Origin of the sequence: Streptomyces sp. NPDC020490 (assembly GCF_044335305.1) — a bacterium.
Taxonomy (GTDB): domain Bacteria; phylum Actinomycetota; class Actinomycetes; order Streptomycetales; family Streptomycetaceae; genus Streptomyces.
Genome location: NZ_JBIRUY010000029.1, coordinates 114,888 through 129,491, shown reverse-complemented (window position 1 = coordinate 129,491; position 14,604 = coordinate 114,888). Strand labels below are relative to the sequence as shown.

General features: G+C 70.2%; 16 protein-coding genes. 7 read left to right on the top strand and 9 right to left on the bottom strand.

Going from position 1 to position 14,604, the window contains the following annotated elements; genetic code table 11:
• Positions 1-54: 54 nt before the first annotated feature.
• Positions 55-459, bottom strand: a complete 405-nt coding sequence (locus ACH4ZX_RS27655; RefSeq protein ID WP_398278163.1) for an alcohol dehydrogenase catalytic domain-containing protein — start codon at positions 457-459, stop codon at positions 55-57.
• Between the two features lie 168 nt (positions 460-627).
• Positions 628-1,524, bottom strand: coding sequence for a LysR family transcriptional regulator (locus tag ACH4ZX_RS27650; protein ID WP_398278160.1), 897 nt, complete (start codon positions 1,522-1,524; stop codon positions 628-630).
• A gap of 104 nt (positions 1,525-1,628) precedes the next feature.
• On the opposite strand from ACH4ZX_RS27650, the gene ACH4ZX_RS27645 reads away from it, so the two are divergent.
• The 6 genes from ACH4ZX_RS27645 (at position 1,629) to ACH4ZX_RS27620 (ending at position 6,890) form a co-directional block, all read left to right on the top strand.
• Entirely contained in the window at positions 1,629-2,648 is a 1,020-nt protein-coding gene (locus tag ACH4ZX_RS27645; protein WP_398278157.1) for a zinc-binding dehydrogenase, read from the top strand.
• Between the two features lie 97 nt (positions 2,649-2,745).
• Positions 2,746-3,111 carry a cupin domain-containing protein gene (locus ACH4ZX_RS27640; RefSeq protein ID WP_398278154.1) on the top strand — a complete coding sequence of 122 codons (366 nt, stop codon included), beginning with the start codon at positions 2,746-2,748 and terminating at the stop codon, positions 3,109-3,111.
• Positions 3,108-4,211 carry a pyridoxal phosphate-dependent aminotransferase gene (locus tag ACH4ZX_RS27635; protein ID WP_398278151.1) on the top strand — a complete coding sequence of 368 codons (1,104 nt, stop codon included), beginning with the start codon at positions 3,108-3,110 and terminating at the stop codon, positions 4,209-4,211. Before ACH4ZX_RS27640 ends, ACH4ZX_RS27635 begins: the two co-directional genes overlap by 4 nt.
• An 87-nt stretch (positions 4,212-4,298) precedes the next feature.
• The gene (locus ACH4ZX_RS27630) at positions 4,299-5,291 is read left to right on the top strand and encodes a hypothetical protein (RefSeq protein ID WP_398278148.1); all 993 of its coding nucleotides are present in this window, start codon (positions 4,299-4,301) and stop codon (positions 5,289-5,291) included.
• Between the two features lie 9 nt (positions 5,292-5,300).
• Positions 5,301-6,062, top strand: coding sequence for a hypothetical protein (locus ACH4ZX_RS27625; protein WP_398278145.1), 762 nt, complete (start codon positions 5,301-5,303; stop codon positions 6,060-6,062).
• A 3-nt stretch (positions 6,063-6,065) separates the two neighbouring features.
• Entirely contained in the window at positions 6,066-6,890 is an 825-nt protein-coding gene (locus tag ACH4ZX_RS27620; RefSeq protein WP_398278142.1) for a methyltransferase domain-containing protein, read from the top strand.
• A gap of 84 nt (positions 6,891-6,974) precedes the next feature.
• Here ACH4ZX_RS27620 and ACH4ZX_RS27615 read toward each other — a convergent pair whose 3' ends face one another.
• From ACH4ZX_RS27615 to ACH4ZX_RS27585, 7 genes are all read right to left on the bottom strand, one after another.
• Positions 6,975-7,607, bottom strand: a complete 633-nt coding sequence (locus tag ACH4ZX_RS27615; protein ID WP_398278139.1) for a hypothetical protein — start codon at positions 7,605-7,607, stop codon at positions 6,975-6,977.
• Positions 7,608-7,624: 17 nt separating this feature from the next.
• The gene (locus ACH4ZX_RS27610) at positions 7,625-8,401 is read right to left on the bottom strand and encodes a hypothetical protein (protein ID WP_398278136.1); all 777 of its coding nucleotides are present in this window, start codon (positions 8,399-8,401) and stop codon (positions 7,625-7,627) included.
• Positions 8,402-8,668: 267 nt separating this feature from the next.
• Complete coding sequence (locus ACH4ZX_RS27605; protein ID WP_398278133.1) at positions 8,669-9,145, bottom strand: ATP-binding protein; 477 nt, start codon at positions 9,143-9,145, stop codon at positions 8,669-8,671.
• Positions 9,146-9,379: 234 nt separating this feature from the next.
• Positions 9,380-10,099 (bottom strand): TetR family transcriptional regulator, encoded by a 720-nt coding sequence (locus ACH4ZX_RS27600; RefSeq protein ID WP_398278130.1) that lies wholly within the window; start codon positions 10,097-10,099, stop codon positions 9,380-9,382.
• An 86-nt stretch (positions 10,100-10,185) separates the two neighbouring features.
• Positions 10,186-10,911 carry an EthD domain-containing protein gene (locus ACH4ZX_RS27595; protein WP_398278127.1) on the bottom strand — a complete coding sequence of 242 codons (726 nt, stop codon included), beginning with the start codon at positions 10,909-10,911 and terminating at the stop codon, positions 10,186-10,188.
• A gap of 148 nt (positions 10,912-11,059) precedes the next feature.
• The gene (locus ACH4ZX_RS27590; protein ID WP_398278124.1) at positions 11,060-12,718 is read right to left on the bottom strand and encodes an AMP-binding protein; all 1,659 of its coding nucleotides are present in this window, start codon (positions 12,716-12,718) and stop codon (positions 11,060-11,062) included.
• Positions 12,719-13,090: 372 nt separating this feature from the next.
• Complete coding sequence (locus tag ACH4ZX_RS27585; protein WP_398278122.1) at positions 13,091-13,819, bottom strand: alpha/beta fold hydrolase; 729 nt, start codon at positions 13,817-13,819, stop codon at positions 13,091-13,093.
• Between the two features lie 332 nt (positions 13,820-14,151).
• On the opposite strand from ACH4ZX_RS27585, the gene ACH4ZX_RS27580 reads away from it, so the two are divergent.
• Positions 14,152-14,562 (top strand): nuclear transport factor 2 family protein, encoded by a 411-nt coding sequence (locus ACH4ZX_RS27580; RefSeq protein ID WP_398278120.1) that lies wholly within the window; start codon positions 14,152-14,154, stop codon positions 14,560-14,562.
• Positions 14,563-14,604: the final 42 nt, after the last annotated feature.

Genomic DNA, 14,604 nt, shown 5'->3' with positions numbered 1-14,604 from the left:
GAATGATCACGGATCCCGTGTCCGCTCTGTCATCCACCCCAACCAGCGACACTCTCACGCCAGTTGGGCGATCCCGGGAACTTGCGCAAGCCTTGAGTGACCCGTGGCCGGCGAGGGGATCCCGTACGAGGCCGCCGGGGGAGTGGACCGGCAAAGGGCCGGGCGGCCGGACCGGCACTCGGCGCAGGTGCCGCAATTGATGTGCCAGGGGATGACCACCAGCTGTCCGGGCGTCACACGGCGAACGTCGTCGCCGACGTCGAGCACTTCGGCCACGCATTCATGACCCAGGGGAAAGGGCGGCCGGAAGGGCGTCGCCCCGGATATGATGAAGTGATCGAGGTCGCACGTCGAGCTCGCTATGGGGCGGACCAGCGCCTCGATCCCGCTCTGCAGCACGGGAGCCGGAACGTCGCGCCATTCCAGTTTCCTGGTTCCGGTGAAGGTCAGCTGCCGCATGGTCTTCCGGTCTCACCCACTTCCCCACCGAGGACCGCCGCCTGCCGCGGGCGATCACTCGCGATCCGGAGTCCGGCTGCCCGCGGACCCGGCCTGGAAGACTCCGCCGGTACGGTCCGACGGCCAGGCACCATCATCCCACCCCCGCACGGGCACCGCACACGTCCCTCATTCTCCGGGGCGCGGGTGCCGGGCGCGCAGCTCGCGGATCAGTGCGCGTACCGCCGCGGTGGCCGCGAGCTGGGGCGTGGTGACGTAGCCGATCCGGCGGGTGGGCCGCTCCGGCCCGAGATCGGTGATCTCCGTCGTGGCCGGCGCTCCGGTGAGGGACAGCGCGGGCATGATCGCCATCCCCAGACCGCTGCCCACCATGGACAGGACCGCCCCGTCGTCCTCGGCCCGAACGGTGGCGGTGGGGATCCAGTCCTGGGCCGCCCACCACTCACGGGTGTAGGACGAACAGTTCTCCAGCCAGTCGACCAGCGGCAGCGACCGGGGGTCGGGATGCCCGGCCGGGTGCACCAGTGCGTACGGCTCCTCGAAGAGCACGTCCCCGACCAGGTGCGGCGGGACCGGCGAACCGGTGCCGGTGATCGTGATCCCGATGTCGGCCTTCCCGGCGGCCACCTCCCCGGCCGTCCCGGGACCGACCTCGCGTACGACCGTGACGGACGCCTCGATCCCGGGGTGCCGCGCGGTCAGCCGCCCCAGCACGGCCGGCAGCAGGTGCAGGGCCGCGCCACGGAAGGCGGCGATGCGCAGCGGCCCGCCGACCTGCTCGGCCGCACCCTGCCCGGAACCCCGCGTCTCGACGACGAGGGCGTCCATCATCCGCAGGATCCGGCGCGCGTGGGCGGCGGCCCGCTCCCCGGCCGCGGTCGGCCTGGCACCGTACCGCCCCCGCTCGAAGAGCACGACGCCCAGCTTGCGTTCGATGCCGCGCAACGCGTGCGAGACGGCCGACTGAGTGGTGCCGAGCCGGGCGGCGGCCGCCGAGATACCGCCCTCCTCCGCGACCGCCACCACGGTCCGCAACTCCTGCGGTGCGAGATCGACTGCGCTCATTCGCGGGTTCCTCACCTGGTGCTATGAAGGCGGCTCATGCAAGCGCCCGTCCCATGAGCGCAACCCTCTGCCCGGTCCGCGCATTCCTTCCTACGGTGCCGACCATGACCGACACCGCGCTCACCGTGCACCAGACCGCCAGACCCACCGGCTTCCCCACCCCCGACCACTTCCGCTTCGTGGAAACGCCGATTCCGCAGCCTGATCCCGGCACGGCTCTGGTCGAGAACCTCTACTGGTCCGTGGATCCCTACCACCGCGAGATGATGGACGGCGACTTCGCGCTGAACGCCCCGCTGGAGGGCCGCGCCCTCGGCCGGGTCATCGCCTCCCGCACCCCGTCGCTCCCCGAGGGGGAGATCGTCCACCACCGCCACGGCTGGCGTACCCACTCCGTGGTCCGGGCCGACGACGTCCGGCGCCTGCCCCGCATCGACGGGGTGCCGCTGTCCGTCCACCTGAGCCTGCTCGGCGGAACAGGCCTGACCGCCTATGTCGCCCTCACCCGGATAGCCCGGCTGCGCGAGGGCGATGACCTGTTCGTCTCCGCGGCGGCGGGCGCGGTCGGCACGGCAACCGCCCGCATCGCCCGGCTGCTGGGCGCCGGCCGGCTGATCGGCAGCGCGGGCTCGGCGGAGAAGGTCCGGTACCTGACCGAGCGGGTCGGATACGACGCGGCCTTCGACTACCGCTCCGGCCCCGCCGCAGGCCTCCTCGGCGAGGCCGCGCCCGACGGCATCGACGTCTTCGTCGACAACGTCGGCGGCGAGCAGCTCGGCGCGGCCATCGGTGCGCTGCGCGGGCGAGGGCGGGTGGTGCGGGTCGGCACGATCGGCCAGTACAACACTCCGGACGCTCCGCCTGTGGTGTTCGACCACGCCGACGTCGTGGAGAAGAGCCTGCGGATCGAGGGGTTCCACGTGCGCGACTACGCCGATGTGCAGGAGGAACTGTACGAGTTCGCCGTGCCGCACCTGCTGAAGGGGACACTGGTCCCCGATGAGACCACGCTGGTCGGATTCGAGCGGATCGTCGAGGCGTTCCTGCTGATGCTGCGCGGCGGGAACCTCGGCAAGACCATCGTCCAGGCCGGGCATTCCGGCGGTGCCGGATATGAGCAGTAATTACTCAGCCACCACCCGAGGGGGTTTTATAACGTTTCCGTCAACCGTTGCGACGGCTTTACCGCTTAGGATCTGAATCCACGGGAAGGGGCAGGCGTTGAGCGCCGTCGAGAATCTTCCGATTTTCCGTGAGGTGGCGGGGCATCACCAGCCGGCTCCTTTTCTCATAACCTCGGACATGTTCGGCGGACTGCCGATCGAGCTGGCTGGGGCGGAAATATCCGATCTCGTCGGCAAGCCGGTCGCCGAACCTCACGTGCACGATGTCCCCGAACTCTACCTTCTCGTCTCGGCTCGGCCCGGCGAGGCGGAGATCACCATCGAGGTCGAGGATTCGCAGTACACCATCACATCGCCCGCTGTATTCCGTGTGCCCGCCGGAAAGCGTCACCGGTTCGTCACCAGAAGAGCCGCTCCCGGCAGTTACTGCTTCGGCATCTTCCTGTTGGGAGAAGGCGCATGAAAGGCAGCGGCAGCTCGGTCACCGCTTACAATGACGGTTTCTCGCAGGCGTCGGAGATGCTTCGCCTGCACCTCAACGAGAACCCTTTCGGCCCCCCGCGGTCAGCGATGAGAGCGGCCCGGGAACTGCTGGAGAACGACCTCTGCGTCTACCCCGACAGCGAGAACGCCGAGCTGCGGGACAAGATCGCGGGGCATGCCGGGGTGACGCCGGACATGGTGGTCGTCGGCAACGGCGTGGACGAACTGGTCCTGATGACGGTGCTGGCCGCGGCCGGAGCGGACGGGAGGGTTCTGACCACCCGCTCCACCTTTCCCGGATACCTCAGCGCCGCGGCCGTCTGCGGCGCCGCCGTCCGCGAGATCGACAGCGGTCCCCGCGGGATCGACGCCGACGCGGTCGTCGACGCCGTGGCCCGCCACCCCTCGGACCTGCTGTTCGTGTGCAATCCGCACAACCCGACCGGCACGCTGCTCGGCCGGGCCGACATCACCCGCATCACCGACGCCGCCGAGCGGACCGGAACGCTCGCCGTGTTCGACGAGGCCTACATGGACTTCGTGGCGGACGACGGCGCCTCGGCGCTCGGCCTGGTCCGAAGCGGCCGGCGGGCGATGGTGCTCCGCACCTTCTCCAAGGCCTGGGGACTGGCCGCGGTCCGGGTCGGGTACGCGATCGGCCCGGCCGGCGTCGCCGCGCGCGTCCGGCAGAGCCGGCAGGCCGTGCCGTTCAGCACGAACCGGCCGGGACAGGCGGCAGCCCTGTGTGCGCTGGACGACCCCGGCCACCTCGTCGAGGTGCGCCGGCGTACCGCCCACGCCCGCGAGGTGCTCCACGCCGGCCTGACGGAACTCGGCCTGACCGCCGTGCCGTCCGTCACCAACTTCGTCTTCGTGGAACTGGGGCCGCACCGGGAGCAGGCCGCCGCGTTGCTCGCCGCCGACCACGGGATCCTCGTCCGCGATCTCGCGGCCTTCGGCGCTCCCGGATGCCTTCGGGTGTCCGTCGGCACACCCGCGCAGTGCGAGCGCTTCTGCGCCGCGCTCCGCGAGGTCATCGCGGTGCTCGACAGTGCGAACGCCCCGGCCGCCCTCACCTGATCATTCCCGGCGTTCCGCGGAGAGCGCCGGCAAAGGAGCGAGATGAACAGCCCTCACTGGCACGGACCCAGCCCGACCCTCGAGCCCTTGAGCATTCCGGCTCTCTTCAACGGCTTCACCGGCTCCCACGTGGTCCTCGCCCTGGAGGAACTCGGCGTGTGGGACCGCATGAAGGACGGTGCGCAGCCCCTGGAACTGCTCGCCGAGGACACCGGCTGCGAGGTCGTGAAGCTCTCCTCGCTGCTGCGGACCATGGCACTCCTCGGCTACGTCGTGGTGCATGAGGGCAAGGCCGGGCTCACCGACGCCGGCCGGGAACTGGTCGGCAACATCGGCTTCTTCGTCTGGGGAGTGGGCGGTTACGGCCCGGTGCTGACGGACCTCGCCGACCTGGCCACCGGCCGGAAGTCCTTCGGCGCCGAGGTCCACCGCGACGAACGACGCATCGCCATCGGCGCCGGACACGTGGACCGTTCCCTCATGCGACCGGTCGAGGAGGACGTACTGTCCGGCATCGAGTACTCCTCGGTCGCGGACCTGGGCTGCGGGGACGCCACCCGCCTGATCCGGCTGTGCGCCGGTGACCGGGACCGGGTGGGCCTCGGCATCGACATCAGCCGCTCGGCCACCGACCTCGCGACCAAGCGGGTCGCGGAGGCGGGCCTGGCGGACCGGATCGACATCGTCTGCGAGGACGTCCTCCGGTCGATGTCCGAGGAGGTCTTCCCGGGCATCGAACTGGTGGCGAACTTCCTCATGATGCACGACCTGCTGGCCGCCCACGATGACGGCGCCGACGTCGTGCGGACCCTGCGGCGGGTCTTCCCGGACGCCCGGTACTTCCTGGTGGCCGACACCACAGCCCGGCCGTGGGACCGGCATGCGGGCCCGGTGCCGGTCTTCTCGCTGGAGTTCGAGCTGGTTCACACGTTCATGGACACACCGATCATGAACCGCGACGTCTACGAGAACGCCTTCGCGGCCGGCGGCCTGCGGATCCTGCGGCGCGAGCCGTTCGGCGCGCCCTCCACGTGGATCTACCTGCTGGAGGCCGACGACACGGCCACGCCGCGCCGCTGAGGGGCGGGCATGAGGAAAGGGAACCTGCTCTCCGCCGCCGGATACGCACGGCTCCTGGCTCCGCTGGCCGGCGAACTCGGCATCGAGATCGCGGGCGTCGGGGACCCGCGGGCGAGCACAGCGGACCGGGACCGGCACGAGGCCCTGCTGCAGGAGATCTCGGCCTTCCGCGGGCACACGTACTACGCCGACGGGCAGCGGCCCAACTTCCGCCGGACCGACGGCGGTTACGCCGACCTGCAGCCGTACGACCGGGCGGCCTACCACGTCATGCTGCGTGAGCGGGCCTCGGGCGCCCTGACGGCGGTGGTCCGGCTGATTCCCCGTGACTGGGCGCCGGCCGGGCACAGCGCCGTGGAGCGAATGTTCGGGCCACGGGTGGTGGAACTGATCACCCGGCGCGGGCTGTGCGACGCCGACGTCCTGGAAGGCGGCCGCCTGGCCGTCGCCGTGAACCGGCAGAACTACTCGATCGGGCCGCTGGTCAGCCTCGTCGGGCTGGCCTTCGCCGAGTCGATCGGGCGCCCGATGGTCTGGGGGCTGTCCGGTACCAAGGGCCGGCAGGACCTCCTGTTCGCCCGGCTGGGTGCCCACATCCACGACGAGTTCCTCGAACCGGACCCGAAATACCACGACACGATGACGGTCTACAGCTTTGATCTCGCTGCCGTACCACCGGTTCTACGGCCCGTCTACGACCGCATTCAGGAACTGCTGCTCGCCGGCCCCCACCCGGTACCGGTCGGCCCGAGCACGCGACGAACGAGGTGAGTGATGCGTCCCTTCAGCGCTCTGCCGACCGGCGACAGGTCGGTGGCGGCCCAGACCTATCTGGAGACGGTGTCCCGGCACCCCAGGACCGCGGAACTGCGCGACCTCGCCCTGGAGGCGCTTCCGCTCACGGAGGGCGAGTCGGTTCTCGAGGTCGGCTGCGGCCTCGGCGAGATGGCCCGCAGGCTGGCCCGGCGGACCGGACCGCGTGGCCGGGTGACCGCGGTCGACCACGACCCCGCCATGGTGGCCGCGGCGCGGCACCGCCACGACTCCGCTCCCGGGGCGGCCGGTGTCGACTACCGGGTGGAGGACGCGTGCCGGCTCACCTTCACCTCCGGCGAGTTCGACGTCGTCTGGTGTGAACGGGTGCTCCAGCATGTCCCCGATCCGGGGCGGGCCGTGCGGGAAATGTGCCGCGTCACCGCACCCGGCGGACGGGTCTGCGTCCTCGACGTCGACTGGCGCTCCCTGCGCGTCGACGGAGTCGGCCAGGAGATCGCGGGGCCTGTGCTGACGTCGTTCGCGTCGATCGTTCCGGGCCCCGACGTCGCCGGCCGGGTTCCCGGGCTCATCGCGGCAGCGGGGTTCGATCAGGTCTGGTCCCGGCAGTTCACGGCCACGTTCGCGTCACTCGCCGAGGCGAAGCCGATCATCCCCTTGTTCGACCGCACCAGTCCCCTCGCCGCCCGGCACGGCGACGGCAGCCTGGACACCTGGTTCGATCTGCTGGACGCCGCGGACGCGCGGAACGAACTGGTGATCTCGCTGTCCACCTGGATCACGATCGGCACCAGGCCGAGCACGACGGACCGTCCCCGAGTGTGAGACACGTGTGCCGGCACGGACCGGGCCGCGCATGCCGAGGCCTGCTGCCCGGGGAGACGCCGCTCCCCGGGCAGGCCGCCCGGTCTACAGTTGCCGCTCCAGTACCTGCGGATCCATACGGACGGGGGAGTCCGGGATCTCCGCGTCCGTGCGGACCTCGACCGGGATGCCGAGGTCGGTGAACCACTGTCCGAGCAGGGCCACCTCCGAATCGTCCTCGGCGAAATACGCCAGAAGTGCCTCGGTGAGCGTCCGGCCCCGCAGGGTGAAGAACATCCCCTCGGTGTCGATGCAGACGATCGGCGGCGGCCAGACCTCACCCGGGTACAGCCAGTACCCGTAGACGAGATCTTGCTCCTTCTCCGCGGCGGGCAGGAAATGGCCCAGCAGTGTGGCCAGGTGCGGAACCGCCGCATTTGCCTCGTCATCGAGAACGTGGCGCGCGAGCCCGTCTCCCCGGACGCTGTGCGGACCGAGAATCTCTATTCCGAAGTGGTCCAGCGGATCGGAGGCGTCCCGCATGTCCTCGAGGGCTTCGGCATCCTCAGCGCCGGCCTCCGACGGACGTGCCGCCTCGAGAGCGGCGCGCGCGGGACCGCCGCTCAACCGTGCCTCCTGGATGGCGGCGAGCTGGAGAAACTCTTCCGGGATCTCCCGATCCCCCAGCCACTTCGCAGCCCATGCCCTCAACTCCTGCGTCCCTGCCACGTCGCCCACGGCCCGCCCCCGGAGACTCAGCTGAGCTGGGCCGCGTCGAGGCTCTCGGACGCGCTCGGCACGTCGATGCTGAGCGGCTTGCCGTACTCGTCGAGGACGACGCCGGCGGGGCTGTCCCCGTCCGTCCCGTGGATCTCCAGCGGGTAAGGCTTGCCGGTCCGGGCGATGTACAGCTGGGAGCGGCCTTCCTGGGGATCGTTCCTGACCAGTTCGAGAGCCGGAATCCCCCTGACATCCTTCTGCACGCCCTTGTTCACGGTGCTGTTGCCGTTGTCCTCGGTCATGGAGTCGGCGTAGCCCGCGATGTCGCAGGCATCCGCCAGCGAGCTGAACTCGGGATTGCTGGAGTCGGTGACGATGTAGCGGTCGCCCACCAGTGCTTCCGTCTGGGTGGCCTGATCACCGGCGGCCTGGACCCAGAACGCGTGATCGGGCTTCAGCCACACCTTGCTGCCCTGCTTGATGAGATCGACGTTGGTCCCGTCCTCCGTGATACGGCCCGCACAGTTACCGGAACTGTCCATACGCAGGTCGAGCTGGCTCTTGTTCACCGTGCCCGCGATGTGGACGGACGGTGCTGTCCGCAGGGCGTCGGAGGCGGCGTCGACCACCTCCGACGCGGAGAGGTTGTCGATCCCGTTGAACTGCGGCGCGCTGGAAGGGGTGGCCGAAGGGGGAGGAGGGGACGAGGGCTCCGACTTCTTGCCGCCGGTGAATGAGATGGAACAACCGGAGGTGGCTGCCAGGGCACAGATGGAGGCTATGGCTATGCCTGCCCTCTGGGTGATCTTCATGGTCTTCCTTCGCGAATCAAGTCAGCACGGCCCGCGCACGCGTACCGTCGGCCGGCCGCGCCCTGTGCGTTCACAGGGCGGTTCGTCCTCGGGCGCCGGCCATCGGTTCTGCGGACATGCAGCGAACCGACGAGCCCACGTCGGTCCGGTCCCCGGCATCCGACACACACCAGACTGCCGACCTAGTGCGGATTTCACATGAGTACTCATTGCTCATGCGGCGCACGCGGACCGGTCTTCGGCCGGGGGCGGCGGGACCCGCGCCGGTCAGCACACCCCCGCGTCCGCGAACACGACCCGCGCCGTCCGGGAATCGGCGGCCTGCTCGGTCATCGGCAGCTCGACCCACTGGGTTTTCCCGCCGTCGTCGGTGCGCTCGGTGAAGGCGGTGCCGCTCAGTTCGCGGACCAGATCACGGACGATCTGGAGCCCGCGGCCCCGGCCGGCCTCGGGAGGGGCGGGAGAGGGGATCGGGCAATGCGGATGGAGGTCGTGGACTCCGAGCCGTATCCGGGTGCCGTCGACGATCTCGACGGTCAGTGTGATCTCGGCGGTGACCGTCGAGGAGTAGCGGACCGCGTTGGTGAGCAGCTCCGAGACGATGAGCCGCACCGTGTGGGCGACATCGCTCTGCGCGTCCAGGCCCCACTTCCGGAACGTGTCGAGCACCGCGCGTCGGGCGAGGGGAACCTGTTCGTCCGAAGGCACGCAGATGATCTGGTGGTAACGGTGCGCGGTCGTCATGATGGCGATCTCCCGTGGCCGTGAGCGGACGCCCTTGCGTGTCCCGCGCAGTGGGGGCGATACGCGCCTCGAACGGCCGGCGGGTGGGCGTGTGGCCGTACCTCCATCAGTACTCGAACACCGCTCGTCTGTCAAAATCGGCGTTCCAGAGAAAGTGGCGAAGGCCGGCCGGCCCGCTCGGCGGGGCCTGTGCCCCGCTCACGGCGCGTCGCGACGTGGGCCGACCGGTACGGCTCAGTTCGGCGACGCCTGGCCGCACTCGGCGACGCGGGCCTTGATGCCGGCGATGAAACGCTCGACGGCGTAGCGGAACTGGCGCTTCATGGCCTCCTCGCCCGTACCCGGCGCGTAGCGCATCAGGTTCGGGTACAGGCGGGCGGCATCCGCCGCATCCTCGTCCTGGTCCGACAACTGCGCGCGCATCTGGCTGTAGGGAGGATTCCCCGGTGAGGTGCGCCCGCCCGCGACGAAGCCGAGCATCATCGTCACCAGGGCCATGTAGGAGTCGGCCACCTCGTCGTCCGGAAGGCCGCTTTCGGCGACGAGTCCGGTGAGGGCATCGGCCACCCTCAGCGTGTCGGGCCCCAGCCGCCACGCGGCACTCCACAGCACGTCGACGAGCGCGGGTCGCGCCAGGAGAGCATCGTGGCATTCGACGAGCGTCTCGAGGAGCCGGACATCCCATGCGCCGGTCTCGGGAGGGACGACATCGCGGAGCGTCTCATCGAGGATGAGCAGCAGCAGCTCATCCTTGTCCTTGACGTGCCAGTACAGGGTCGAGGACCCGGTACCCAGCTCCCTGGCCAGCTTGCGCATCGACAGCTTCTCGGCACCCTCCGTGTCGAGAAGCCGGATGCCGGCCCTGATGACTTCCGCCCGCGTCAAGGTCAGGCGACCCTTGGCGCGCGCGGAATCCGACCGACGGCGCTCTACCTCGAACTCTGCTCGTGACACTCGAACAGTCTAGAGCACCTTCCGTCCGGTGCCACCGTCTCGTCCCGGGTGCCGCGCCTCGCACCGTACCGGGCGGGACACATGGGTCATGGGCCGGTCGGCAGGAACTCGTCCGGCTGCCCCGCGACGAGGACTTCGCGGGTGGCGACCGCGCGGTAGGTGCCCATGAAGGCGCGCTCGTCCTCCAGGAGCACCTCCAGGTTGGACTGCACGAAAGCCTGCTGCTCGGCCACCGAGTAGTCGAGGGCGAGTTCGGCGATCCCGTCGTAGAGAGGAGCCTCGTGCGGCGACCATCCCCGGTAGTCGGCGGCGAGGCCCACGTTGGTCGTGTAGCGGACGAGGGCGTCGGCGAACAGGTCCCGGACGAAGGGAACGTGCCGGTCCCGCCAGTAGGCGACCGACTGATCCGGCGTCATGTCCGGCCGGCGCATCAGCATGAACAGCATCTTGACGCCGCGCTGGGCACGCCCCAAGTCGCGGTGGACCCGCTGATCCGTGATCACATGCCGGAAGGTGCCCATGAACTGCCTTTCACCGGCGCGCAGTTGATCCGCCGTCGCACTGAGGAGCGCCGTCAGGTCGGCGGGGTCGTCGCAGTCGTACCAGCCTTCGGCGACACCGTCCCAGGCCGGAGCCTCATCGGGGGCCCAGCCGGAGTAGTCGGCAGGCACGCCGACGTTGCATGCGTACCGGAGCAGGTGACTGCCGTGCGCCGCGACTACCTTCGGGGCGTGCACCCGTGTCCAGTGGTCGACGGCCTCGTCATGGGTCTGGTCGAGACGGCGGTTCCAGAGCGTGAAAAGCTTGATCACATCGCACTCCTGTCGGAAGCTTGAAGTCGGGTGTTGGGTACAGCGGTTCGCGCAGCGCGGCGCAGGGGAGATCGGTGCCGGCGGTTCGACGGGGCATACGGGTTCACCGGTACGAGCGGCTCCGGCTCGACAGGTGGTGGCCCCTCGGTCATGCCGGTCCGGCCTTCCGGTCGGCATACCGCTCGCGCCGCCTGACCTTCTGCACCTTCCCGGAGGCCGTGAGGGGCAGTTCCTCGACGATCTCCCAGTGTTTCGGGACCTTGTGGCGGGCGAGCCGGGCCAGACAGTACTCGCGCAGAACATCAGCGTCGGGTGTGTGCCCGGGCGCGGGCAGGACGAAGGCGGCGACCTGTTCGCCCCACGTGTCGTCCGGGACCCCGATGACGGCGACATCGGCGACGTCGGGGTGCTGGAACAGCACGTCCTCGATCTCCCGCGGGTAGATGTTCTCGCCACCCCGGATGATCATGTCCTTGAGGCGTCCCTCGATACGGCAGTAGCCGCGGTCGTCCATGCTGGCCAGGTCCCCGGTGTGCAGCCACCCGTCACCGTCGATCGTGCCGGCGGTGGAGTCGGGGGCGTCGAAATACCCCATCATGACGTGGTAGCCGCGGGTGCAGAGTTCTCCGACCGTGCCGACCGGGACGACCTCGCCGTCGGCAGGGCTGATGATGCGCACGTCGGTGTGGGGCAGCGGCCGGCCGAGTGTCTCCGCGCGGTCCTGGGCGCTGTCCTGCGGTGACGTCCCCGTGATGACGGGCGACGCCTCCGTCTGGGCGAACAGCACGCTGACGGCCGCCGCGGTCTGCGTCTCGACGCGGTGGACGAGTTCCGGCAGCACCACGGCTCCGCCGCTGACCACGCGGGCCAGCTGTGACAGGTCCGTGCGGGCGAAGTCCGGATGGTCGAGCAGACCGATGAGCATGGTGGGGACACCGATGAGGGTGTCAGCGCTCTCCGTCTCCAGGAGGTTCAGCACGAGCGCCGGGTCGAACACGGGCGGGAGCACGAGCGTGCCGCCCACGGCGAGGGCGCCCAGGACGCTCACCACACAGCCCGCGGTGTGGAACAACGGCATGGGACTGACCTGCACACCACCCGGGGGAAGCCCGCACCGTTCGGCGTAGAGGCGGGCGTTGTTGACCACTCCGCGGTGACGCAGCAGCACCCCCTTGGGAGTTCCCGTGGTGCCCGAGGTGTACTGCAACTGGGCCGCGCCGTCCGGGGAGACGGCGGGAAGCGGCTGCCCCGGCTCGCCCCCGGACAGGAACCGGTCCCAGTCCGCGAGGGAGATGACCTCGCGCAGGTGCGGCAGCTCCGCACGCACCTGCGCCAGGATCTCGGAGAGCACGCAGCCCCGGTATTCGGGGATGTGGAGAACACCGGCCGCGCGGGAGTGGCCGAGGACGTGACGCACTTCCCCGGCCCGCAGGGCGGGATTGACGGTGACCAGGGTGATCCCGGCCAGCGCGGCTCCGTACTCGAGCAGCACCCACTCGGGCAGGTTGTTGGCCCACACGGCCACCCGCTCACCCGTCTCGAAGCGGGCCAGCAGCGCACGGGCCACCGTCTCGGCCTGCTCGAGCAGTTGCGCGTACGTCCAGCGTCGCCGCTGTGCGGCGTCGGGAAGGCCCTCGACGAGGGCGACGGTGTCGGGGTGGTCGTGTGCCGCCGCCCGGAGCGCGGCGCCGACGGTGAGGTCGGCGAGCGGCGCTGCCGGCTCGGCAGGCCACCATGAGCTGGTCAGGGGCAGTCTCGGCCCGCTCGTGGTGTCCCCCGTCGGCGGGAGGTGTGGCGCGTGGGTCATTGCGGATTCTCCAATCGGGACGGTGCGGCCTGATGCAGCGACGGTGCGGCCGAGACGGCCGGATTCGGCAGCGGCCGCCGGGCGGCCGGCCCGCGGACCACCCCCTCGGCGACGAGGCGGCCCTGCTTCGGGGAGCCAGGGCCTGTCGCGAAGGGTCGGGTCGTCCGCGGGAAGGCGGGGCCCTGCGGCGTTCGCCGCCTCCTCTCTGCGTACCGGGGGCAAGCCCTCGCACCGGGCGTACCCGGGCCGATGTGAGGTGCGGGGGTGCGGCGAGCGGGAGCAGTCCGGTGGCGGGCGGTGGTGGACGATGTGCTCGCCCATGCGTGCGAGCCGCCACCGCCACCCCCGTGCTGCCGCCGTGAGGAAGCGTGATCACTCCGCCGATCGCGACGCGAGCGATTCGATCAGCCCGGCAACCGCGGCCGGCATGACGCGCACCGCGTCATGCGGGCTGGCCAGTTCGTAGTAGTCCCAGTCCGGAGAGTTGCGGGCACGCAGCGCGTACGGCTCGACGATCCCCAGCGGCCGGGCGTTGCAGTACACGAACGATCGACGCGCGCTCAACTCGGCCGGGGCCCGCACCGGTTCCTCCATGGTGCCGATGGGGTGTGCGGTCAGCCGTTCGGCGACCGCCGCGGCCCGGGGGCCGGACCATCCGGTGGTGTCCTCCACCGTGAACATCGGCGGGATCAGCAGGGGAGAGCCGGAGGCCGCGGCGGCCGCTCGGGCGCTCTCCACGAAGTCGGGCCCCAGAAGGTCGCCCACCGACTGACCCGCCTCCGGCACGAAGGCGTCCAGGTACACCAACTCGGCCACCCGCTCGCCCCGCTCGGCCGCTACGCCGGTGATGACCATCCCCCCGTAGGAGTGGCCGACCAGGACGATGTCGTGCAGGTCGTGCTCATCGATGACGCGGACGACGTCGGCGACGTGCGCCGACATGCCGGTGTGTTCGGACGCCTCGCCCGCCCGCTCCGCCAGGCCCGTCAGGGTCGGCGTGTAGACATCGGCGCCCGCGGCGCGCAGTCGCGCGGCCACGTCTTCCCAGTGCCAGCCACCGTGCCAGCCACCGTGTACGAGGACGCAGGGTCTGAGTGTCATTGACAGTCTCCCGAGATCAGCAGGTCAGGCAGCAGGCCAGGGCTCAAGGGAAGAGCGCCGCCTGCTTGTGAGCGGCAGGACGCCGTGTAAACTCGGCTCACTGTCACTGGAACACTGTTCGTCTGTCAATATCGGCGTACCAGAAGCCCGGACGACGCTCATCCGGGCGTGGGGGAGCGGTCGCCTCACAGGGCATACGGCCGCACCCTCGCAACCCCGGTTGCCCGGGCCGTCACGTCACCGTCGGCAACGGCCCCCTTCCGTCACCACCCGTGCCGGCGGGTCGACGCCCGCTCGGTCTCCGTAACTCCTCCACCCTTGGAAAGGACGCCATGACCACCCCGAACCACCCCGGGACGCGCGAGTCCCTGCTCGACCAGGATCAGCGCTTCTTCGACGCCCTGGTCGCAGGCGACGTCACCGTGCTCGACGAACTGCTCACAGATGACTTCCTCCTGGTGAGCCTCAGCGACGGAGCGGTGGCGACAAAGTTCGACCTGCTCAGCCTGGTGAGGTCAGGAGCCGTCACGTTTCCGGCCGTCCAGCCCTTTCCCGCCGAGGCCGTCGTGCGCTTCATCGGCGACATCGGCATCACCGTCGGAAGGACGAGCATGAACTTCACTCAGGCCGACGGCACCACGTTCACCGCCGGCAGCCGCTACACCCACGTGTTCGCCTTCGACCCGGCTGCGGGCTGGCGCCTCCATTCCGCACAGGGGACACAGATAGCAGCTGCGGCCTGACGCGCTCCGGCTCCTGTCCAGCGCCCCCGCGAGGCCGGCGAC

Bases quoted from the DNA above. Each gene is read 5' to 3' on its own strand.
- ACH4ZX_RS27655 (WP_398278163.1), bottom strand. From the start codon at position 459: ATGCGGCAGCTGACCTTCACCGGAACCAGGAAACTGGAATGGCGCGAC.
- ACH4ZX_RS27650 (WP_398278160.1), bottom strand. From the start codon at position 1,524: ATGAGCGCAGTCGATCTCGCACCGCAGGAGTTGCGGACCGTGGTGGCG.
- ACH4ZX_RS27645 (WP_398278157.1), top strand. From the start codon at position 1,629: ATGACCGACACCGCGCTCACCGTGCACCAGACCGCCAGACCCACCGGC.
- ACH4ZX_RS27635 (WP_398278151.1), top strand. From the start codon at position 3,108: ATGAAAGGCAGCGGCAGCTCGGTCACCGCTTACAATGACGGTTTCTCG.
- ACH4ZX_RS27625 (WP_398278145.1), top strand. From the start codon at position 5,301: ATGAGGAAAGGGAACCTGCTCTCCGCCGCCGGATACGCACGGCTCCTG.
- ACH4ZX_RS27620 (WP_398278142.1), top strand. From the start codon at position 6,066: ATGCGTCCCTTCAGCGCTCTGCCGACCGGCGACAGGTCGGTGGCGGCC.
- ACH4ZX_RS27610 (WP_398278136.1), bottom strand. From the start codon at position 8,401: ATGAAGATCACCCAGAGGGCAGGCATAGCCATAGCCTCCATCTGTGCC.
- ACH4ZX_RS27605 (WP_398278133.1), bottom strand. From the start codon at position 9,145: ATGACGACCGCGCACCGTTACCACCAGATCATCTGCGTGCCTTCGGAC.
- ACH4ZX_RS27590 (WP_398278124.1), bottom strand. From the start codon at position 12,718: ATGACCCACGCGCCACACCTCCCGCCGACGGGGGACACCACGAGCGGG.
- ACH4ZX_RS27585 (WP_398278122.1), bottom strand. From the start codon at position 13,819: ATGACACTCAGACCCTGCGTCCTCGTACACGGTGGCTGGCACGGTGGC.
- ACH4ZX_RS27580 (WP_398278120.1), top strand. From the start codon at position 14,152: ATGACCACCCCGAACCACCCCGGGACGCGCGAGTCCCTGCTCGACCAG.